This window comes from Streptomyces sp. NPDC005303 (assembly GCF_040607335.1).
Lineage (GTDB): Bacteria > Actinomycetota > Actinomycetes > Streptomycetales > Streptomycetaceae > Streptomyces.
The window spans coordinates 810,066-829,975 of record NZ_JBEXGM010000001.1; the positions used below are offsets into that span (position 1 = coordinate 810,066).

19 protein-coding genes and 1 tRNA gene are annotated in these 19,910 nt (G+C 69.9%); 15 read left to right on the forward strand and 5 right to left on the reverse strand.

The genetic code is table 11. The features are described from left to right. Window positions 1–94 precede the first annotated feature (94 nt). From ABZT93_RS03820 to ABZT93_RS03840, 5 genes are all read left to right on the forward strand, one after another. On the forward strand, window positions 95–2,290 hold the full coding sequence (locus tag ABZT93_RS03820; protein WP_356098314.1) for an ATP-dependent DNA helicase UvrD2: 2,196 nt from the start codon (window positions 95–97) through the stop codon (window positions 2,288–2,290). A gap of 169 nt (window positions 2,291–2,459) precedes the next feature. After that, entirely contained in the window at window positions 2,460–2,780 is a 321-nt protein-coding gene (locus ABZT93_RS03825) for a hypothetical protein (RefSeq protein ID WP_356098317.1), read from the forward strand. 175 nt (window positions 2,781–2,955) lie between these two features. Then, the gene (locus ABZT93_RS03830) at window positions 2,956–3,324 is read left to right on the forward strand and encodes a WhiB family transcriptional regulator (protein WP_356020746.1); all 369 of its coding nucleotides are present in this window, start codon (window positions 2,956–2,958) and stop codon (window positions 3,322–3,324) included. Then, the gene (locus ABZT93_RS03835; RefSeq protein ID WP_007384564.1) at window positions 3,321–3,644 is read left to right on the forward strand and encodes a hypothetical protein; all 324 of its coding nucleotides are present in this window, start codon (window positions 3,321–3,323) and stop codon (window positions 3,642–3,644) included. The genes ABZT93_RS03830 and ABZT93_RS03835 overlap by 4 nt, the downstream gene beginning before the upstream one ends. A 100-nt stretch (window positions 3,645–3,744) precedes the next feature. After that, a complete protein-coding gene (locus ABZT93_RS03840) occupies window positions 3,745–3,942 on the forward strand; it encodes a hypothetical protein (RefSeq protein WP_356098321.1) in 198 nt (65 codons plus the stop codon). Window positions 3,943–3,954: 12 nt separating this feature from the next. Here the strand turns inward: ABZT93_RS03840 and ABZT93_RS03845 are convergent, their stop codons facing one another. Both ABZT93_RS03845 and ABZT93_RS03850 read right to left on the reverse strand, forming a co-directional pair. Continuing rightward, window positions 3,955–5,325, reverse strand: a complete 1,371-nt coding sequence (locus tag ABZT93_RS03845) for an AarF/ABC1/UbiB kinase family protein (RefSeq protein WP_356098324.1) — start codon at window positions 5,323–5,325, stop codon at window positions 3,955–3,957. After that, the gene (locus tag ABZT93_RS03850; RefSeq protein WP_356098327.1) at window positions 5,318–6,535 is read right to left on the reverse strand and encodes a TOMM precursor leader peptide-binding protein; all 1,218 of its coding nucleotides are present in this window, start codon (window positions 6,533–6,535) and stop codon (window positions 5,318–5,320) included. Before ABZT93_RS03850 ends, ABZT93_RS03845 begins: the two co-directional genes overlap by 8 nt. Window positions 6,536–6,796: 261 nt before the next feature. Between ABZT93_RS03850 and ABZT93_RS03855 the strand changes: the two genes are divergently transcribed. From ABZT93_RS03855 to ABZT93_RS03870, 4 genes are all read left to right on the forward strand, one after another. After that, the gene (locus ABZT93_RS03855) at window positions 6,797–7,393 is read left to right on the forward strand and encodes a M48 family metallopeptidase (RefSeq protein WP_356098330.1); all 597 of its coding nucleotides are present in this window, start codon (window positions 6,797–6,799) and stop codon (window positions 7,391–7,393) included. A gap of 115 nt (window positions 7,394–7,508) precedes the next feature. Further along, on the forward strand, window positions 7,509–9,095 hold the full coding sequence (locus ABZT93_RS03860; RefSeq protein ID WP_356098333.1) for a TerD family protein: 1,587 nt from the start codon (window positions 7,509–7,511) through the stop codon (window positions 9,093–9,095). A gap of 4 nt (window positions 9,096–9,099) precedes the next feature. Then, window positions 9,100–9,777, forward strand: coding sequence for an AIM24 family protein (locus tag ABZT93_RS03865; RefSeq protein WP_057612239.1), 678 nt, complete (start codon window positions 9,100–9,102; stop codon window positions 9,775–9,777). 17 nt (window positions 9,778–9,794) lie between these two features. After that, a complete protein-coding gene (locus tag ABZT93_RS03870; RefSeq protein ID WP_356098336.1) occupies window positions 9,795–10,532 on the forward strand; it encodes an AIM24 family protein in 738 nt (245 codons plus the stop codon). A gap of 61 nt (window positions 10,533–10,593) precedes the next feature. Here the strand turns inward: ABZT93_RS03870 and ABZT93_RS03875 are convergent, their stop codons facing one another. After that, a complete protein-coding gene (locus tag ABZT93_RS03875; protein ID WP_356098339.1) occupies window positions 10,594–11,115 on the reverse strand; it encodes an NUDIX hydrolase in 522 nt (173 codons plus the stop codon). Continuing rightward, window positions 11,112–12,563 (reverse strand): zinc-dependent metalloprotease, encoded by a 1,452-nt coding sequence (locus tag ABZT93_RS03880; RefSeq protein WP_356098340.1) that lies wholly within the window; start codon window positions 12,561–12,563, stop codon window positions 11,112–11,114. Before ABZT93_RS03880 ends, ABZT93_RS03875 begins: the two co-directional genes overlap by 4 nt. A 192-nt stretch (window positions 12,564–12,755) precedes the next feature. Here ABZT93_RS03880 and ABZT93_RS03885 point away from each other — a divergent pair, with 192 nt between their 5' ends. The 4 genes from ABZT93_RS03885 to ABZT93_RS03900 all read left to right on the forward strand — a co-directional run bounded on the left by ABZT93_RS03885 (window position 12,756) and on the right by ABZT93_RS03900 (window position 15,959). Next, window positions 12,756–13,871 (forward strand): SDR family oxidoreductase, encoded by a 1,116-nt coding sequence (locus ABZT93_RS03885; RefSeq protein WP_356098343.1) that lies wholly within the window; start codon window positions 12,756–12,758, stop codon window positions 13,869–13,871. 179 nt (window positions 13,872–14,050) lie between these two features. Then, complete coding sequence (locus ABZT93_RS03890) at window positions 14,051–14,512, forward strand: molybdenum cofactor biosynthesis protein MoaE (protein ID WP_356098344.1); 462 nt, start codon at window positions 14,051–14,053, stop codon at window positions 14,510–14,512. A gap of 123 nt (window positions 14,513–14,635) precedes the next feature. Next, window positions 14,636–14,800 (forward strand): hypothetical protein, encoded by a 165-nt coding sequence (locus ABZT93_RS03895; protein ID WP_356098347.1) that lies wholly within the window; start codon window positions 14,636–14,638, stop codon window positions 14,798–14,800. Between the two features lie 61 nt (window positions 14,801–14,861). Continuing rightward, window positions 14,862–15,959, forward strand: a complete 1,098-nt coding sequence (locus ABZT93_RS03900) for a PDZ domain-containing protein (RefSeq protein ID WP_356098349.1) — start codon at window positions 14,862–14,864, stop codon at window positions 15,957–15,959. Window positions 15,960–16,096: 137 nt separating this feature from the next. On the opposite strand, the gene ABZT93_RS03905 is transcribed toward ABZT93_RS03900, so the two are convergent. Then, window positions 16,097–16,639, reverse strand: coding sequence for a PPA1309 family protein (locus tag ABZT93_RS03905; RefSeq protein WP_356098352.1), 543 nt, complete (start codon window positions 16,637–16,639; stop codon window positions 16,097–16,099). 165 nt (window positions 16,640–16,804) lie between these two features. On the opposite strand from ABZT93_RS03905, the gene ABZT93_RS03910 reads away from it, so the two are divergent. Further along, window positions 16,805–19,756 (forward strand): UPF0182 family protein, encoded by a 2,952-nt coding sequence (locus ABZT93_RS03910; protein WP_356098483.1) that lies wholly within the window; start codon window positions 16,805–16,807, stop codon window positions 19,754–19,756. Between the two features lie 55 nt (window positions 19,757–19,811). Beyond that, window positions 19,812–19,885 (forward strand) — tRNA-Met (locus ABZT93_RS03915). The last annotated feature ends 25 nt before the right edge of the window (window positions 19,886–19,910 follow it).

Consider the following 19,910-nt stretch of genomic DNA (forward strand, 5'->3'; position numbering starts at 1 on the left):
CGGCCAGGTGACGCCTGCCGCATTAGTACGACTGCGGCTACCTCCCTGTGGACAACCGGCTCATCCGTCTCCGCCGACCTGGCAGCATGGCTGTGTGACAGCAGCAACGCACTCCACGCTCTTCCCGCGCACACCGGACTCGGCCGACGCGGTGCTCGATGGGCTCGACCCCGAGCAACGCGAGGTGGCCACCGCGTTGCACGGGCCGGTGTGCGTGCTGGCGGGCGCCGGCACCGGCAAGACCCGGGCGATCACCCACCGCATCGCCTACGGGGTGCGGGCCGGAATTCTCCAGCCCTCCAGCGTGCTCGCCGTCACCTTCACCAACCGCGCCGCCGGGGAGATGCGGGGACGACTGCGCCAGCTAGGTGCCGCGGGCGTCCAGGCTCGTACGTTCCACTCGGCGGCCCTGCGACAGCTCCAGTACTTCTGGCCGAAAGCCGTCGGCGGGTCCATGCCCCGGCTGGTCGACCGTAAGATCCAGCTCGTCGCGGACGCGGCCGCCGCCTGCCGTATCCGCCTCGACCGGGGCGAGCTGCGGGACGTCACCGGCGAGATCGAGTGGTCCAAGGTCACCCAGACAGTGCCGTCCGACTACGCCCTCGCAGCCGCGAAGGCCGGCCGTGAGACCCCTCGCGCCGCGGCCGAGATCGCCCAGCTCTACGCCGCCTACGAGGACCTCAAGCGCGACCGGGCCGTCATCGATTTCGAGGACGTCCTGCTGCTGACCGTCGCCGTCCTCCAGGACCGGCACGACATCGCCGAACAGGTCCGTTCCCAGTACCAGCACTTCGTCGTCGACGAGTACCAGGACGTGAGCCCGCTCCAGCAGCGCCTCCTGGAGCTGTGGCTCGGGCGCCGGGACAGCCTGTGCGTCGTGGGCGACGCCAGCCAGACGATCTATTCGTTCACCGGCGCAACTCCCGACCATCTGCTCGACTTCCGTACCCGCCACCCCGGTGCCACCGTCGTCAAGCTGGTCCGCGACTACCGTTCCACCCCCCAGGTCGTCCATCTCGCCAACGGCCTGCTCGCCCAGGCCCGCGGCCGCGCCGCCGACCACCGGCTGGAACTGATCTCCCAGCGCCGGCCCGGTCCCGAGCCCGTCTACACGGAGTACACCGACGAGCCCGCCGAGGCAGAGGGTGCCGCCCGCCGCATCCGAGAGCTCATGGAAGCGGGCGTCCGGGCCAGCGAGATCGCCATCCTGTTCCGCACCAACTCCCAGTCCGAGACCTATGAGCAGGCCCTCGCCGACGCCGGAGTGCCCTATCAACTGCGTGGCGCCGAGCGGTTCTTCGACCGGCCCGAGGTGCGCAGAGCCATCGTCAACCTCCGGGGCGCGGCCCGTTTCGGCGGCAACGACTCGCGGCTGGACGACGCCGTCGACCTGCCCTCCCAGGTCCGTGCCGTGCTGTCGGGCGAGGGATGGACCACCCAGCCGCCGGCCGGCTCCGGGGCCGTCAGGGAGCGCTGGGAGTCACTGGCCGCCCTGGTGAACCTCGCGCAGGACTTCGCCGCCGCGCGATCCGGCGCAACCCTGAACGACCTCGTGGCCGAACTCGACGAGCGGGCCGGCGTCCAGCACGCCCCGACCGTCGAGGGGGTCACGCTGGCCTCCCTGCACTCGGCCAAGGGCCTGGAATGGGACGCCGTGTTCCTGGTCGGTGTCGCCGAGGGCATGATGCCGATCACCTACGCGAAGACCGACGAGCAGATCGAGGAGGAGCGTCGGCTCCTCTATGTCGGCGTCACCCGCGCCCGCGAGCGCCTCCATGTCTCCTGGTCGCTCTCCCGCTCGCCCGGCGGCCGCCCCAACCGCCGGCCCAGCCGCTTCCTCAACGGGCTGCGTCCCGGCTCCACCGCCACCACGGGGCGGACCGCCGGTGGCGGTCCCGGAGGTGTCGAGCGCGGCTTCACCAGCCCTCTCAGCGCCACCCCGAGACGCACCCAGCGCACCCCGGCGCGCTGCCGGGTGTGCGGGCGCACGCTCACCGACGCGGGTGAGTTGAAGCTGATGCGTTGCGAGGACTGCCCCTCCGACATGGACGAGGGGCTCTATGAGCGGCTGCGTGACTGGCGTGCCGTACAGGCGCAGCGCAGTGGCCAGCCGGCCTTCTGTGTCTTCACGGACAAAACCCTGATGGCGATCGCCGAGGCGGTGCCCGACGGCGAGCATGAGTTGGCGCGCATCCCGGGGGTCGGTATGCGCAAGCTCAACCGGTACGGGGCCGATGTGCTGACCATCTGCGCAGGCCAGGAGGTTACGGAAGCAGAAGATGCGGACTGATCCGAACTCGTCGGAAAAATAGTTTGCGCATGCCCCAGCAATCCCCATAGGTTCTTAACCACGGGGACGGAGGCCTTCTCGGAGGCCCCGATTCCGTGTTCTACTTGCATATCCGTCGGACAGCGGCTCGCGCTGCCGTCCCCAGAGACGCCGAGAGGAGGCGATTGAAGTGATCAGCATCAACAGCACCACGGCCATCAGCACCGCCAAAATGATCGATCTCTCGGTCGTCTCCACGTGCATGCTCGGCGTTTCGAACCTGGGCACCGGTATGTCCGGCATTCCTGCCGTGCGTCCGGCGTCCGCCCTGTCTCTCGCGGTCCTTCCCGTCCGTGAGCGCAATGAGCGACCGACCAAGGCACTGGAAGCAGTAGTGGCACGGGCGCATGCCTATGCCTTTGCGGCCGGTGCCGGATTCCGGAAGCAGACGACGCAGCACCACCTGATGTGGGCCTTCCGTGGGCCAGAACCCTGGAGTGATCCAGCCTGATCGTCGATCAGGCCGGCGCCTTCAGGGCCGCGGAACCCCATCCGGGATCCGCGGCCCTTCTGTTTTCCCCGAACGGGGAGAGCGGAGCGAAGGGGCCTCGGGACAAGAAAAGAACCCGGTACCAAGCGACTACCGGTCCAACAGGGCCGGACCGAACAGACGAGGAAGACGAATCGTGCAACTCGAAGCGCACGCCCCGTCCGTACCGCCTTCCGAAACGATCCCCCCGCCCGGCCCCACGGAGGACTCCGCCTTGATCCCCCTCACCGCGCTCACCGCGCTCGACGACGCCATCGAGAACCTCGGCGTACCCGTCCCCTGCCGTTCCTACGACCCGGAGGTCTTCTTCGCCGAGTCGCCGGCCGACGTCGAGTACGCCAAGTCCCTCTGCCGCACCTGCCCGCTGATGGAGGCCTGCCTCGCCGGCGCCAAGGAGCGGCGCGAGCCCTGGGGCGTCTGGGGTGGGGAGCTGTTCGTCCAGGGTGTCGTCGTCGCCCGGAAGCGGCCGCGTGGCCGCCCGCGCAAGAACCCGGTCACAGCATGAACATCGCAGGAACGATCGACCGCCCCCTCACGAACGACCCCACGAAGCAGGCCCCGATGAAGCCGTCCACCAGCGAGCCCGCAGGCTCCGCGATCCCAGACTTCACCACCACCGACGCGAACGACTCGCGTCAGAACAGGACCCGAGAGATGCAACTCATCCCAGAAGCCCTGGCTCGTGCGCATATGCACGACCGGCTGCACGAGGCCGAGCAGGAACGCCAGGCGATCCGCCTGGCGACCGCCCGCCGGATGCAGCGCCGGGCCGAGCGCGCCTCCATGCGTGCTCGCCGTGCGCTGGCCATGGCTGTCATGCAGTAACGCGACCCGAGTAGTTCCCCGCGGGGGTCGGTCCGACCGGACCGGCCCCCGCGGTGCGTTGGGTGCGCCGAACCGTCGGATCCGGCGTTATCGTCGGCGGGTGACGAGTCTTCCCGGAGACCACGGCGACGGCGAGGCGGGGCACCTCGTGTGCGCCCGCTGCGGCGCGCGGGCCGAGGGCTCTTTGCCCACCTGGACCTGCTCCGTGGAGAACGGCGTCCGCCAGTACTTCTGCGACACCTGCTCCCGGGCGAATCTCAGGGCCATCGAGGGGCGACTCGACTCGGCCTGGTGGTAGCGCCGACCCGGCTCACGCCTCCGCGGCCGCCTCCTGCTCGTCCCCTTCCTCCTCCGGCATGAACCCGGGCAGCCACTCCTCCAGTTCCTCGCGCAGCCGGACCGTCGCGCCCAGCTGGCACAGGACGCCGATGGTGCTCAGGGTGACCCGGTGTATCAGGAGGTACGCAGGGGGCAGATTGAGCTGCTTGCCCAATTGGTGGGCGGGGGAGCGAGGGTCGGCGATCCGGGCCGCCTGGCTGCGCATCCAACCGCGGCTGAAGGTGAACTCGTCGACCTCGGCCGGCTCGATGATCGGCAGCAGGTAGTCGAGGACCGCGTCCGGGTCCAGCTCTATGGACTCCTTGACGAAGCCCTCCGCGCAGAGCAGTTCGTAGACCGCCTCGGCCTCGCCGTCCAGCGTCATGCGCAGGCAGGTGCCGATGGTGTCCGGCAGGCCGCCCTGGAGCCGGTCGACCGTGCCGAAGTCCAGGACGCCCAGGCGCCAGTCCTCCTCACCGCCCGGGCCGCCGGGCAGGAGCCGGAAGTTGCCCGGGTGCGGGTCGGCGTGCAAAAGGCCGGTGCGGGCGGGGCCGGAGAAGAGGAACCGGGCCAGAAGCTGCCCGGCGCGGTCACGCTGCTCCTCGGTGCCGTCCGAGATCACCTCCGACAGGGGGACGCCCTCGATCCACTCCGTGATCAGGACCTGTTCGCTCTGGTGGACCACGGCCGGAACCACCACGTCCGGATCGTCCGCGAACTCCTCGGCATGGGCCTGCTGGGCCTGTGCCTCCAGGCCGTAGTCGAGCTCCTCCGAGACCCGGTCGCGCAGCTCGGCGATGAGGGGCTTGATGTCGATGCCGGGCACCAGGGGCCCCAACAGGCGGGCGAAGCGGCCCAGTTGGTTCAGGTCGGAGAGCAGGGCCTCACCGGCCCCCGGGTACTGGACCTTGACCGCGACCTCGCGCCCGTCATGCCATACGGCCCGGTGCACCTGGCCGATCGACGCCGCCGCGGAGGGCTTGTCGTCGAACTCGGCGAACAGCTCCTGCCAGTCCTCGCCCAGCCGCTTCTCGAGCACCGCGTGCACGGTGCGGGTCGGCATCGGAGGCGCGGCCTCCTGGAGCTTCGTCAGGGCCGCGCGGTAGGGGCCCGCCACCTCCTCGGGGAGCGCCGACTCGAAGACGGACAGGGCCTGGCCGAACTTCATGGCCCCGCCCTTGAGCTCCCCGAGCACCTTGAACAGCTGGTCCGCGGTGCGCTGTTGCAGCTCGCGGCCGACGATCTCCGCGGACTCGCCCACGATCCGCTTGCCGAGTCCCCAGGTGGCCCGCCCGGCGAAGCCGAGCGGGAGCGCGGCGAGCTTGGCGGTCCGGGTGACCGCCTTCCGGGGAAGATCAGACATGCGCCCTCCAGGTGCCAGCAGGCCGTGGCGCGGTTGCCTTACGGCACAACTCCTCCGACGACCGTTGCTCTGTCATTGTCTCGTGCGCAGCCTCCTCCTTGGAGGTGTGTTCTCCCTTACCTTTCTCCGCGGCCCCGCACGGACATGCGGGATGGGGTGGGATCGGCCGCGCGTGCCAGGTCATACCGGGCAGCGAGACCTCCCAGCGGGCACCCGCGCTCGACGGGGCCCGGCCGTCCAGGAAGGCGAGCGCGTGCGCGGCCGCGAGGCCGGCGACCGTGGTGGCCAGTGCCAGGTCACAGGCCCGCGCCGGATGACTTCTGCTGCCCGAACGCCACTGGGCCACCAGTCGGGGCCAGGCCTGGTCGCGGTCGGTGCGCGTCTCGTGAAGGCAGCCCGCACAGCCCGTCTCACCCGGCAGGACCAGAGGACCGACCACTCCTGTCGCCTCCACCACACCGGCGTACAGATGCGGTGTGCCCGACCGGACGAGGGGCTCGCCGACGGCCGGGGCGGGCGCGTGCACGTCCACGTCGTCCCGCGGGGCGAGGACGACCAGACAGAACCCGGGGTCGTCCGCCTCCACCGAGGCCCGGGAGCCATGGCGCGGCGGGCGTCCCGGAGCCGCCGCGGACACCGCCCTTCGTGCTGCGATGTCCCTGCGGTCGCCGACGGAGGCGGCAGGGAGGCCACCCGGGGCGACGTCTCCCGGCTCGACCCTGCCGCCGTCCCGCACATCGACCTCTCCGACGCCGGCCCCCGAGAGCAGAGCGGCCAGTGTCACGCCCACCCGGCCGGCCCCCCTGACCTGCACGCGCAGTGAGCGACGGGCGGCCAGGACTCTCATCGCGTCACCCGGCTCCGAGGTGGTCAGCGAGAGGGACGCGAGGTCGGGTGCCAGCCGGTCGAGGACCTCCTTCTTCTCCCGCAGCGCGTCCGCGGCCGGCCCGCCGCCCCTCGCGTCGTCGACGAGCCCGGCCCGCGCCAGCCGTCCCACCAGCGTGTCGACATGGCCGTCGGGCAGATCCATACGGTGTCCCTCCTCCCGCAGCAGCGCGAGACCTCGCGTGCCGTCGAGGAGGTCGAGGAAGCTGCCCGTCGCCGTGTCGATCGGGCCCAGCGTCAGCGCGTGCGCCGGGGTCATCCCGAACTGCACGGTGTTGAGGTCGCGCCAGCCGCGTCGGAGCGCGGGTTTCATCCGCGGAACCATTGTTTGCCCGAGCGGAACCACTGCTTGCATGACAGGCCCCCGTAGCCCTCGTGGAACATCCCCGTCCGCCGTAGGAGTCCGGCGACGGTCGGGTCGCGGATGCGGCGGCGATGCCAGCATGCCCCGACCCGGAGGGCATGTGCCGAAAGTTGTCCACAGGTGGGGGCCATTCGTCGTACAAATCAGACGCATGGCGGGCGATCGGAACCGAACCGTCCCGGAGTCGGGACTTCCCCCGTGTGCAGCGGGTAACGTCAGGGCGTGCCCGCCGACCCACTGCACAGCGCCGGAAAGCCACAGCGCAGTACGACGAGCCTGCCGCCGAGCGGCTCGGGGGCGAGCGCGATCGAGGTGCGCAGGAGCAGCCGCCGACGCCGGACGGTCTCCGCGTACCGCGAGGGCGATCGCACCGTCGTGCTCATTCCTGCCCGGATGTCCGAGGCGGAGGAGCAGCGCTGGGTGAGCGTCATGCTCGACAAGCTGGCCGCCCAGGAGAGCAAACGGGTGCTCGGCGACACCGAACTCTCCGAGCGCGCGCAGCGGCTGTCGGCCCAGTACTTCGACGGCCGGGCGCTGCCCGCCTCGGTCCGCTGGGTCACCAACCAGAACACCCGCTGGGGCTCGTGCACCCCGTCCGAGGGCAGCATCCGGCTCTCGCACCGCCTCCAGGGCATGCCGGAGTACGTCGTCGACTACGTCCTGCTCCATGAGCTCGCGCATCTGCTCGTGCCCGGACACGGCCCCCGCTTCTGGCGGTTGCTGGAGGCCTACCCGCGCACCGAACGGGCCAAGGGCTACCTCGAAGGGGTGGTCGCCGCCGACCGGTTGCCGCACCTTCCGGGCGTCCGCGAAGACTGACCGACGACCCGAACGGGTTTTTGTACCGGATCTGTACCGACCTCCGCCGGTGTCCGAGTTTGCCGTTAGCCTGTCGCGACGCACTCGCATTCGGGATGGGGGACGGTCGTTACGCATGGCCAGGGAATTCCAGCGCGGCCACAAGGCCAAGATCAGTGACCTGACCGCGGGCACAGACCTGTACGTAGGTGTACAGATCTCCGGCCCCGGACTGACCTTCGACATCAGCTGCTTCGGACTCGACGCCGACGAACGGCTCTCGGACGACCGGTACTTCATCTTCTTCAACCAGCCGAAGTCCCCCGAGGACTCCATCCAGCTCCTGGGCGCGCAGTCGGGTGACACGGAGTCGTTCCGGGTCACGCTCGACCGGATTCCGTCGCAGATCCAGAAGCTGTCGTTCACGGCGACGATCGACGGCGCCGGCCAGATGTCGCAGATCGCCCCCGGCTATCTCCGCATCGTCGCCGGTGGCGAGGAAGTGGCCCGGTACTCGTTCGACGGCAGCGAGTTCTCCACCGAGCGTGCCGTGATGCTGGGCGACCTGTATCTCAAGGACGTCTGGCGGTTCGCCGCGGTCGGCCAGGGATTCGACGGCGGTCTGGACGCGCTGCTGAAGAACTTCGGCGGCGAGGTCGCCGAGGAGGAGCCCGCGTCCGCGCCCCAGCAGCCCGCCGTCCCGGCCCAGTCCCAGGCGCCGGCCTTCGCCCCGCCCGCGCAGGCGCCCGCACCGGCCCCTTCGTTCGGTGCGCCGCCGGCCCCCGCGCCTGCCCCGTCCGTCCACACCGCTCCGACGATCGCCGGAACCCCGCCCGCGCCCGCCGCGCCGACGAGTCCGCAGACGTTCACTCCTCCGGGACAGACGTTCACGCCGCCCGGCGCACCTCCGGCGGGTCAGTACGCGCCCCCAGGCGCACCCGCGGGTCAGTTCACACCTCCGGGTGCTGTCGCCGGTCAGTTCGCACCCCCCGGTGCCCCCGGCGCCTTCCCCGGTCAGGCGCAGCCCTTCGGCGGTGGCACCCAGCTCGCCCCCGTCCCGCCCGAGGCCAACGTCCGGGTCGTCCTGACGAAGTACGCGGAAGCCCCCGTCGGCGACCGCTGGACCGAGCAGAACCAGAACCTGGTGCGGGCCACCCTCACCAAGGACGCCCCCATCCTCGCCAAGCAGGGCAGCATGGTCGCCTACCAGGGCGACATCGACTTCGCCCACAAGGGCTCGGGCCTGCTCGGCAAGCTCACCGGGGCACTCACCGGCCAGGGCATGTCTTTGATGCGTTGCACAGGCAACGGTGAGGTGTTCCTCGCCGACGAGGCCAGCCGGGTCTTCGTCATCCGGCTCCAGGGCGAGCAGCTCTACACCAGCGCCCAGGGTGTGCTCGCCTTCGACGAGACCCTGGAGACCGAGGTCCGCCGCATCGAGGGCGCGGGACTGCCCGGCGGAGGCTTCTTCAGCATGCTCTTCTCCGGCACGGGAGCCGTCGTCGTCAAGACACGCGGCGTACCCGTCGTCCTGCCCGTCGGCGCGGCCACCTATGTCGACGGCAACGCCGTCATCGCCTGGTCCGCCGGTGCCCAGGCGGTCACCACGACCTCGCTCAGGCTGCGCCGCTCCGGGTATGCCCGGCAGACCACCGAGGCCGTGAACCTCCAGTTCCGCGGCGCCCCCGGCAACTTCGTCGTCGTACAGCCCTTCGAGGTGTGAGGCCATGGACTCCCAGACTCTGAGTGCGCACCGCGCCGCCGCGACCGGCGTCCGCATGAGTGTGCACAGCTCCAAGACGCTCAAGGTCACCATGGTCACCGGTCAGGATCTGATCGCCAAGGCCGGCTCGATGATCGCCTACGACGGCTATGTCCAGTTCGACGGGGCGCCCGCGAGCCTGCGCCGCTCGGCGGAGGAGATGGTCTCCGGTGAGGGCGGCAAGCTGATGCTGGCCCGCGGCGACGGCGACCTCTACCTGGCCGACTACGGCGGCGACATCCTCGTCCTGCACCTCAACGGCGAGGCGCTCTCGGTCAACGGCGCCACCCTGCTGGCCTGCGACGCCTCGCTGGAACTGGCCATCGAGCCGGTCAAGGGGCTCGCGAAGCTCTCCGGTTCCGGTCTGACCAACCTCGTGATCAAGGGCACGGGCTGGGTCGCCCTGGTCAGCCGGGGCATCCCGATGGCCCTGGACTGCGCCGAACGCGAGACGTACGTCGACCCGGACGCGCTCGTCGCGTGGACGACCGGCCTGGAGATGAAGGCCCGCCGCACCATCAAGGCGAGCGCCCTCATCGGCCGCGGCAGCGGCGAGGCCTTCCAGATCGGCTTCAAGGGACAGGGCTTCGTGGTCGTCCAGCCGAGCGAGGACACCGGCGACCGATTCAAGATCCGGGGCTGAGGGGAGCACCAGGCACCATGCACAGCACACTCTTCGCACACGTCCCGGTCGAGTCGACCGGGCGCTACACCCTGCAGAACCCACAGCTCCTGAAGACCGACGTCACCCAGGGCAGCAGCCCGGTGCTCGCCCGGCAGGGCGCCATGGTCGCCTTCGAGGGGCAGGTCGAGTTCGACAGCCAGTACCGCAACCGCAGCTGGCGCAACGTCGAGCGGATGACCGGCGAGGGCCTCGACCTCATGCGCTGCAAGGGCCACGGCATCGTCTACCTGGCGAACCTCGCCCAGCACCTGCACATCATGGAGGTCGGCTCCGGCATCACGGTCGACAGCTCCTACGTGCTGGCCTTCGACGGCTCCCTCGGCGTCGGCATCGTCGCCGTGGACAGCGCCGTCGAGGTGGCGGCCGCGGGCGCCTACAACCTGGAGCTGTCCGGCTCCGGCCAGGTCGTGCTGATGACCTCGGGCGAGCCCCTGGTGCTGGAGGTGGGCCCGGACAAGAACGTCTGTGTCGACTCCGACGCCGTCATCGCCTGGTCCACATCCCTGCGCACCCAGCTCCAGGCACCCACCTCCACCTCCGGGGTGTGGCGGCGCAGGGGCACCACCGGCGAGGGCTGGGAGATGCACTTCGGCGGCACCGGCCACGTCCTGGTCCAGCCCAGTGAGCTGCTGCCGCCGCAGGGCATGCGCAACGGTGGGGTGCTCGGCCAGTTCGGCATGCGCGGCAATTCCCTCGGGGGCAGCAACAGCTAGACCCCTCGAATGTCAGATGTAAGGGGCGCCTGTCATTGCCGGGCGCCCCTTACCTGTGCGCTCAAAGCCGCGCGCGCGTCGCGTCCAGCAGCCGTACGACGGACTCGTCGGCGACATCCGCCACCTCGTCGTAGGCGAACCACCGTACGTCGAGCGACTCGTCGCTGATCGTCTCCACGGCGCCGGACGGCGCGAGCGCCGCGTACTGGACGTCGAAGTGGCAGTGACACGGCGGCGGGATCGGATGCCGGTCCAGGCGCACCGGGCCGCCCGGCAGCAGCGTCAGACCCGGGATGCCGGACTCCTCCGTCGCCTCGCGCAGGGCCGCCGCCGCCAGGGAGGTGTCGGCCGGCTCGCAGTGGCCGCCCATCTGGAGCCACATGCGCAGCTTCTTGTGGAGGGTCAGCAGGACCCGGCCGCGCTCCGGGTCGACGACCAGGGCACTCGCCGTGAGGTGGCCCTCCTCGCAGGCCTTCCACATGGCGTCCGGGCGGGCCGCCAGATGGTCCAGATAGGCCTGGCGAAGATCCGCCTGGTCCTCGTACCCCTTGAGGACCAGGACGGCGTCGTCATGGAGGCTCACTCGGTGTCGTCGTCCTTCTTCAGGTCGGGCTTCTTCAGGTCGGGCTTCTTCAGGTCGGGCTTGCCGGAACCGTCCGCCGCCTCGCCGAGCATCTTGTCCAGCTCGGAGAAGTCCAGCTGCTCGCGGTGCACGAAGCCGTCCGGGTCGTCCAGGTCGGACGCGGTCGGCAGCATGTCCGGGTGGGCCCACAGGCCGTCACGGCCGTCGACACCGCGCGCGTCGGTGAGCGAGGCCCACAGCCGGGAGGCGTCCCGCAGACGGCGCGGGCGCAGTTCCAGGCCGATCAGCGTGGCGAAGGTCTGCTCGGCCGGACCGCCCGAGGCACGCCGGCGGCGCAGGGTCTCGCGCAGCGCGTCGGCGGACGACAGACGCGGCTTCGCGGCCGCGTGGACCACCGCGTCCACCCAGCCCTCCACCAGCGCCAGAGCCGTCTCCAGACGGGCCAGGGCCGCCTTCTGCTCCGGGGTGTCCTCCGGCTGGAACATGCCCTGCTGGAGTGCGTCCTGGAGCTGCTCGGGGTTCTGCGGGTCGAACTGGCCGACCACGTCCTCCAGCTTGGCGGTGTCGACCTTGATCCCGCGCGCGTACCCGTCGACCGCGCCGTACAGGTGCGAGCGCAGCCACGGCACATGCGCGAAGAGGCGCTGGTGGGCGGCCTCGCGCAGGGCGAGATACAGCCGCACCTCGTCCTTGGGCACGCCCAGGTCCTTGCCGAAGGCGTCGATGTTCGCCGGCAGCAGCGCGGCCTTGCCGGCCGGGCCCAGCGGCAGGCCGATGTCGGTGGAGCCGACGACCTCGCCCGCGAGCACGCCGACGGCCTGCCCGATCTGGGTGCCGAACATGGCGCCGCCCATCGAGCGCATCATGCCGATCAGCGGGCCCGCCATGGCCTGCATCTCCTCGGGCAGGACATCGCCCATGGCGGTGCCGACCCGCTCGGCGACCGGGTCGACGAGCTCCTTCCACGCGGGCAGGGTCGCCTCGACCCACTCCGCGCGGGACCACGCCACGGCGGAGCCCGCGCCGGACGGCAGCGATGTCGCGTCGTCGAGCCACAGGTCCGCCAGGCGTACGGCCTCCTCGACCGCGGTGCGATCGGCGGGGCCGATGCTCGCGTCCTTGGTGCCGTCCGAGGTGCCCTGAGACACCGTCTGGCGGGCGATCTGCTTGGCCATGTCCCAGTTCACCGGGCCGCCCTCGTACGAGAGCATCTGGCCCAGCTGCTGGAAGGCGGCGCCCAGGTCGGTGGGGTTCAACGACCCGAACATGGCTGCGAGCGGATTGTCCGCACCGGGGCCGCCAAAGCCTCCGGCTCCGGGCAGACCGCCGAAACCGAACGGGTTGGCCGGTCCCTGACCACCACCGCTCTCCTGGTCCTTCTTCTTGCCCTCGTCGCCGTCGTCCGGCTCCTCCGGCGGAAGGCCGAATCCGAATGGGGTGTCACTCACGGGATTCCTCGGCTGGTAAGGCCACCGGTTGCCTCCGGCGGCGCGGCTGCCCGATAACACCCCCCAGCGTAGACACCGACGGCCGTCAGGGCCTCAGTGCTCCGCCGACTCTCCGCCTGCGGCAGGATGGATGCCACCTGGTACGTACGCGTCACTCGCGTTCCTACTGAAGACAACCGCTGGAGACGCCCGGTGAGTTCCCCTGATCCGCAGGTTCGCGCAGCGCGAAACCAGTCAACCAATCCCGCCACGCGCGGGCCAGTCGTCGCGGTCACCGGTGCCGCGTCCGGCATCGGAGCGATGCTCACCGAGCGGCTCGCCGCCTCGGAGGAGATCAAGCAGGTCATCGCGCTCGACGAGCGGCGTGGTGAGTGCGCCGCGGCGCAGTGGCACATCCTGGACGTACGGGATCCGGCCATCGCGGAGAAGCTGCGCGGAGCCGACGTCGTGGTGCATCTGGCACTCGACCTCGACCTGGATTCCGATCCCGCGGCGCGTACGGCGTACAACGTGCGCGGGACGCAGACCGTGCTGACCGCCGCGGCGGCCGCGGGCGTCCACCGGGTCGTGCTGTGCACCTCGGCGATGGTCTACGGGGCGCTTCCGGACAACGAGCTGCCCCTTTCGGAGGACGCCGAACTGCGGGCCACCGCGGAGGCGACCGGCGTCGGCGACCTGCTGGAGATCGAGCGGCTCGCGCGGCGGGCGCCCCGCGCGCACCCCGGGCTCAATGTCACCGTCGTGCGGCCCGCCGTGCTGGTGGGGGGCGGCACCGACACCGCCCTGACCCGGTACTTCGAGTCGCCGCGGCTCCTGGTCGTGGCCGGGTCCCGGCCCGCCTGGCAGTTCTGCCACGTCGAGGACCTGTGCAGCGCGCTGGAGCACGCCGTCCTGGAGAAGGTCGACGGAGAGCTCGCCGTCGGGTGTGACGGGTGGCTGGAGCAGGAGGAGATCGAGGAGCTCAGCGGGATCCGCCGGATGGAGCTGCCGTCGGCCGTCGCGCTGGGGGCGGCGGCCCGGCTGCACCGGATCGGCCTGACACCGTCTCCGGCCGGGGACCTCGCGTACACGATGTACCCCTGGGTGGTGAGCGGGAGCCGGCTGCATGACGCCGGGTGGCGGCCGCGGTGGACCAACGAGGAGGTGCTCGCGGAGCTGCTGGAGGAGGTCGCCGGGCGGCATACTGTCGCCGGGCGGCGACTGGGGCGCAAGGACGCGACGGCGGCGGGGGCTGCTGGAGCGACGGTTGCTCTGCTGGGCGCGGCGGCTGTCGTACGGCGGGCTCGGAAGGCCCGGCGGAGGATCTGAGCGGAGCGCGCTGCGGGGTGCCGCGTGAGGTTGGCCGGCGGCTGACCGCCGGTGGGGCTTGCCGCGCAGTTCCCCGCGCCCCCGGGTGGGCTGCCTGTACGAGTCTCCAACGCCGCACGCGTGTGTGCCGGGTAAAGGCTTCATTCCCCGTTGCCCAGGACGTGCGGCACGATGGACGCATGGCACCTACCTTCGACCACCCCGGTGAGCAGACCGCCGACGAGCCGATCAAGCTCATCGGTATCCGCGAGACCGCCCTCTCCCTCGACGAGGTCTTCCGCGCCGTCGGGGACGACGCGGCCGGGGGGACCGCCCTGTTCGTCGGGACCGTGCGGAATCACGACGGGGGCGCCGACGTCGACAAACTCGGCTACTCGTGCCACCCCAGTGCCGAGGCCGAGATGCGCAGGGTCGCGGAGAAGGTCGTCGCCGAGTTCCCGGTGCGGGCACTTGCCGCCGTGCATCGCGTGGGGGATCTCGGAGTCGGGGACCTCGCCGTCGTCGTCGCGGTTTCCTGCCCGCACCGGGGCGAGGCCTTCGAGGCCTGCCGGAAACTGATCGACGATCTCAAGCACGAGGTGCCGATCTGGAAACACCAGACGTTCTCCGACGGTACGGAGGAATGGGTCGGCGCCTGCTGAACCCTTCCTCCACCTCTCCGGTTGCGTAACCGCACCCCTGGCGTGAGCGTTGTCAGTGCACAGGGTTAATCTGTTGATCAGTCAGTTTTCTGCGGTTGCTCAGCATGGGGTCGGGAGGTCGGCATGGGGGCGCTCGTCTGGTTGTTGATTCCGTTGTTGGCCGCGGTCGTCGCCGGGCTGTGGGGCAGTTGGGCCAACCGGACCCGGAAGGCGCGCGGCGACGGCCCCGAGCTCGACGGGTACGCCCGTTTCCGCGCCGCGATGGAGAAGTCGCACTCCGGCACCTGACGTCCACCTGACGGCGGCGCCCTGACGATGGTCCGACAGGACCGTCCCGTACTGTCGTGCCATGCCACGCCGCACCGCGACGATGCTCGCCTCCACCCTGATGCTGATCGCGCTTCTCTGCGCGGGAGTCTTCATCAAAGTGCCCTACGCCGAGATGTCACCGGGCCCCACGGTGAACACCCTCGGGGACCACGGCGGCGAGCCGGTGCTGCAGATCTCCGGGCGCAAGACGTATCCGACGAACGGTCACCTGAACATGACCACCGTCCGGGTCACCAGCGCCGACTACAAGATGAACCTCGTCGAGGCCGTGTACGGCTGGCTCGCGCACGACAGCAAGGTCGTACCGCACGACACGCTCTACCCGGACGGCAAGACCGAGGAGCAGTCGACCCAGGAGAACGCCGAGGAGTTCAGCCAGTCCCAGGAAAGCGCCAAGGTCGCCGCCCTGGAGGAACTGCGCGTCCCGGTGCAGTCCTGGGTGATCGTCTCGACCGTCGTCAAGGACTCCCCGGCCGAGGGCCGGCTGCACGCCGGTGACGTCGTCAAGGCCGTCGACGGCACGGTCGTGAAGGCGCCGGACGATGTCGCGAAACTGGTGACGAAGCACAAGCCGGGCGAGGACGTCGTCTTCACGGTCGTGCCCGCCAAGGAACAGGCCGCCGCCGAGAAGGCGCACAGGACGGCGACCAGGACCGAGAAGGTCACGATCACCACCCGGGCCTCCGACGACGAGGGTGAGAAGCGCGCCATCGTGGGGATCGCCGCGGGGACCGACCACACCTTCCCGTTCACCATCGACATCAAGCTCGCCGACGTCGGCGGCCCGAGCGCCGGTCTGATGTTCGCGCTCGGCATCTACGACAAGCTGACCCCGGGCAGCCTGACCGGCGGAAAGTTCGTCGCCGGCACCGGGACGATCGACGACGACGGCAAGGTCGGCCCGATCGGCGGCATCGAGATGAAGACGGTCGGCGCGCGCGACAAGGGCGCCCAGTACTTCCTGACGCCCGCCGACAACTGCGCGGCCGCCGCCAAGGACACCCCGGGCGGGCTGACCCTGATCAAGGTGAAGACCATCGACGACGCCCTCGGCGCGCTCAAGGACCTCCGTGACGGCAGGACGTCCGACCTGCCGAAGTGCACGGCCAAGGGCTGACCGGCACGCGCGTGCACGACGAAGGGGGCGCCCCTCACACCGAGGGCGCCCCCTTCGCCGTACCGGAAGACCTCCGCCGTACCGGAAGACCTCCGCCGTACCGGAAGGCCTCGGCAACATCGAAGCCCCGGGAGACCTCAGTCCGCGAACGTCGCCGACAGGGCCTCCGCCAGGCCGGGGACCAGGTCGCGGCCGGTGAGGACCTCGGTGGGGGAGTCCTTCTCGCGCAGCCGCAGGGCCGAGTCGCGGGTGCCGTCGCGCAGGACCGCGACCGTCATGCGGACCTCCTGGCGGTCCGGGTGCTCGGCGACCCACTTCGCCAGCTTGGCCTCGCTCAGCCCCTGCGGGACCGACGCCTCGGCGGACGGCGGCAGCATCAGGCGTTCCACGGTGAGCGCGCAGCCGACGACCGCGTCGGGCCAGGCGATGGTGCCGAGGAACTCGTCGAGCGGCTTGCCCGCGGGAATCTCGTCCTGCTCGATGGGGGTCAGGGCCGCGGCCTCCCGCGCCTCCTGCAGACCGAGCTGGCTCGCGAGGGCGGGTTCCTGGGCCCGCAGCCGGGCGGTGTCTACGAGGGCGAAGAGGCGGGCGGGCTGGTCCCAGCCGAGGCCGGAGGCGTACTCGTCGATCTCGAGTACGGCCCGGGTGAGCGGGCTCGCCGCCATGGGGGTGTTGGACATGGTCACAATCCTGCCTCGTTCGTGACCGGAATCGGGAACCGAGTAAACGGTGAGTAAGTTGCATAGGTGTGGGCCCGCGATCACGGGGGGCCACCCAGGGGCCCGCGAACACGAGGGCCTGACGGATCGACAGCGAACTTCGAGGTGCGCACCTTGGCTTTCCAGATGCCGGACCGCGGCGGAGGCCCGACAGGGCCGCGGATGAGAGTGGGCCGCCCGTCCCGGCGTGCCAGGACCCTGCTCATGACGCTGGGCGTCCTTGCCGTCCTCGGCATGGCGTTCACCATGTTCGCGGGCTTCTGGACGGACTGGCTCTGGTACCGCTCGGTGAACTACTCGTCCGTGTTCACCACCACGCTGTGGACCAAGATCGGGCTGTTCTTCGTCTTCGGTCTGCTGATGGCCCTCGCTGTCGGTGTCAACATCTGGCTGGCCCACCGGCTGCGCCCGCCGCTGAGCGCCATGTCGATGGAGCAGCAGAATCTCGACCGCTACCGGATGGGCATCGCGCCCTACAAGAGGTGGCTGCTGCTCGGGATCGTCTCCCTGGTCGGCCTGATCGCCGGAGCCTCCGCCTCCAGTCAGTGGCGGACCTGGCTGATGTGGGTCAACGGCGTGTCCTTCGGTCAGAAGGACCCGCAGTTCCACCTCGACATCTCCTTCTACACCTTCGACCTGCCCTGGTACCGGTTCCTGCTCGGCTTCGGCTTCGCCGCCGCGATCCTCTCGGTGATCGCCGCCGCGCTCACCCATTACCTGTACGGCGGTCTCAGGGTCACCTCCCCGGGCGCGCGGGCCACCGCCGCCGCGACCGGCCACCTGTCGGTGCTCCTCGGCATCTTCGTGGCCCTGAAGGCGGTCGCGTACTGGCTCGACCGGTACGGCCTCGCCGTCAAGTCCAGCGACTTCAAGGCGACCGACAGCTGGACGGGCCTCAGGTACGTCGACGCGAACGCCTATCTGCCGGCCAAGACGATCCTGTTCTGCATCGCCGTCATCTGCGCTCTGCTGTTCTTCGCCACCCTGTGGCGGCGCACCTGGCAGCTGCCCGTGATCGGCTTCGGCCTGATGGTCCTCTCGGCGATCCTCATCGGCGGGCTCTACCCCGCGATCGTCCAGAAGTTCCAGGTCCAGCCGAACGAGCAGGCCAAGGAAGCGCCGTACGTCGAGAAGAACCTCAAGGCGACGCGTGAGGCCTACGGCATCGACGACGCCTCCGTGAAGGAATACGACGGCAAGTCCACCACCACGGACAAGACCAAGCTGCGCGACGACGTCGACGCCACGGCGAGCATCCGGGTCGTGGACCCCAACGTGGTCTCGCCGACGTTCCAGCAGCTCCAGCAGATGCGGAACTACTACGCGTTCCCGACCAACCTGGACGTGGACCGCTACAGCAAGGACGGCAAGGACCAGGACACGGTCATCGGGCTGCGCGAGCTGAACCTCGCCGGCATCCCGAAGAACAACTGGATCAACGACCACTTCCGCTACACCCACGGTTACGGCGTGGTCGCCGCGAAGGGCACCGAGGCCGACGCCGAGGGCCGCCCGGTCTTCACCGAGTCCAACCTGCCCTCCCAGGGCGACCTCGGGACGTACCAGCAGCGCGTCTACTACGGCGAGAAGACCACCACGTACTCGATCGTCGGCGGTCCCCAGAAGGAGATCGACTACTCCGACGACTCGGGCGAGAAGACGTACAGCTACAAGGACAAGAGCGGGGTCAACCTCTCCAACCCGGTCAACCGGGCCGCGTACGCGGTGGCGTTCAGCGAGCCGCAGATCCTCTACTCCGGAGCGATCGGCGAGGGCTCGCGGATCCTGTACAACCGCACGCCCAAGCAGCGCGTCGAGGCGGTCGCCCCCTGGCTGACCATCGACGGCGACGCCTACCCGGCGGTGGTCAAGGGCAAGATCCAGTGGATCGTCGACGCCTACACGACGACGAACGGCTACCCGTACTCCTCGCGTACGACCCTCGGTGACACCACGGCCGACTCGCTGACCGCGACGAACAACCAGCGCGCGGTGGTGGCCCAGCAGAACCAGGTCAACTACATCCGCAACTCGGTGAAGGCGACCGTCGACGCGTACACCGGCGAGGTCAAGCTCTACCAGTGGGACACCAAGGACCCGGTCCTCAAGACCTGGATGAAGGCGTTCCCGGGCACCGTGGAGTCCAAGAAGGACATCTCCACCGACCTGATGGCCCATCTGCGGTACCCGCAGGACCTGTTCAAGGTCCAGCGTGAACTGCTGGCGCGCTACCACGTCGAGGACGCGGACACCTTCCTCAGCGGCAGTGAGGTGTGGCAGGTCCCGGACGACCCGACCAACAAGTCGGGCGACGCGGTGCCGCCGTACTACCTGAGCATGAAGATGCCGGACCAGTCGGCACAGGCGTTCTCGCTCACGACGACGTTCACGCCCAACGGCCGGGACAACCTCAGCGCGTTCATGTCGGTCGACGCCGAGGCGGGCACCCCTGACTACGGCAAGATCAGAATCCTGAAACTGCCGACCAACACCACGGTCAACGGGCCCAAACAGGTGCAGAGCCAGTTCAACTCCGAACAGGACATCGCCGAGACCATCAGCCTCCTCAACAGAGGCGACTCCAACGTGGAGTACGGCAATCTCCTGACGGTGCCGCTCGACGGCGGACTGCTCTACGTGGAGCCGGTCTACGTACGCGGTGGCGGACTCAAGTACCCGCTGCTGCGGAAGGTGTTGGTCACCTACGGAGGCAACACCGCCTTCGAGGACACCCTCGACGAGGCGCTGAACAAGGTGTTCGGAGCGAACGCTTCGACCACCCAGCCCCCGAACGACGACGGCGGGACCACCAAGCCGCCGCCGGCCTCCAGCAACCCGACGGTCCAACAGGCGCTGGACGACGCCCAGAAGGCCTTCGACGCCGGCCAGGAAGCCCTGAAGAAGGGCGACTGGGAGGCGTACGGCCGGGCCCAGGAAGACCTGAAGGACGCGCTCAAGCGGGCCGAGGACGCGCAGTCCGCGGCGGGCAAGGGCAACGGCACCAGCGCGAAGCCCAGCAGCAGTCCGAGCCCGAGGAGCAGCCCCAGCAGCAGTCCGAGCGGTAGTCCCAGCGGCTGACCAGCCGCTGGTCAGATGCCCACCCCTGCGCCGTGGTACGGTTGCAACACAACGGCGCGGGGTGGAGCAGCTCGGTAGCTCGCTGGGCTCATAACCCAGAGGTCGCAGGTTCAAATCCTGTCCCCGCTACTGAAATCGAAGGCCCGGATCCTCT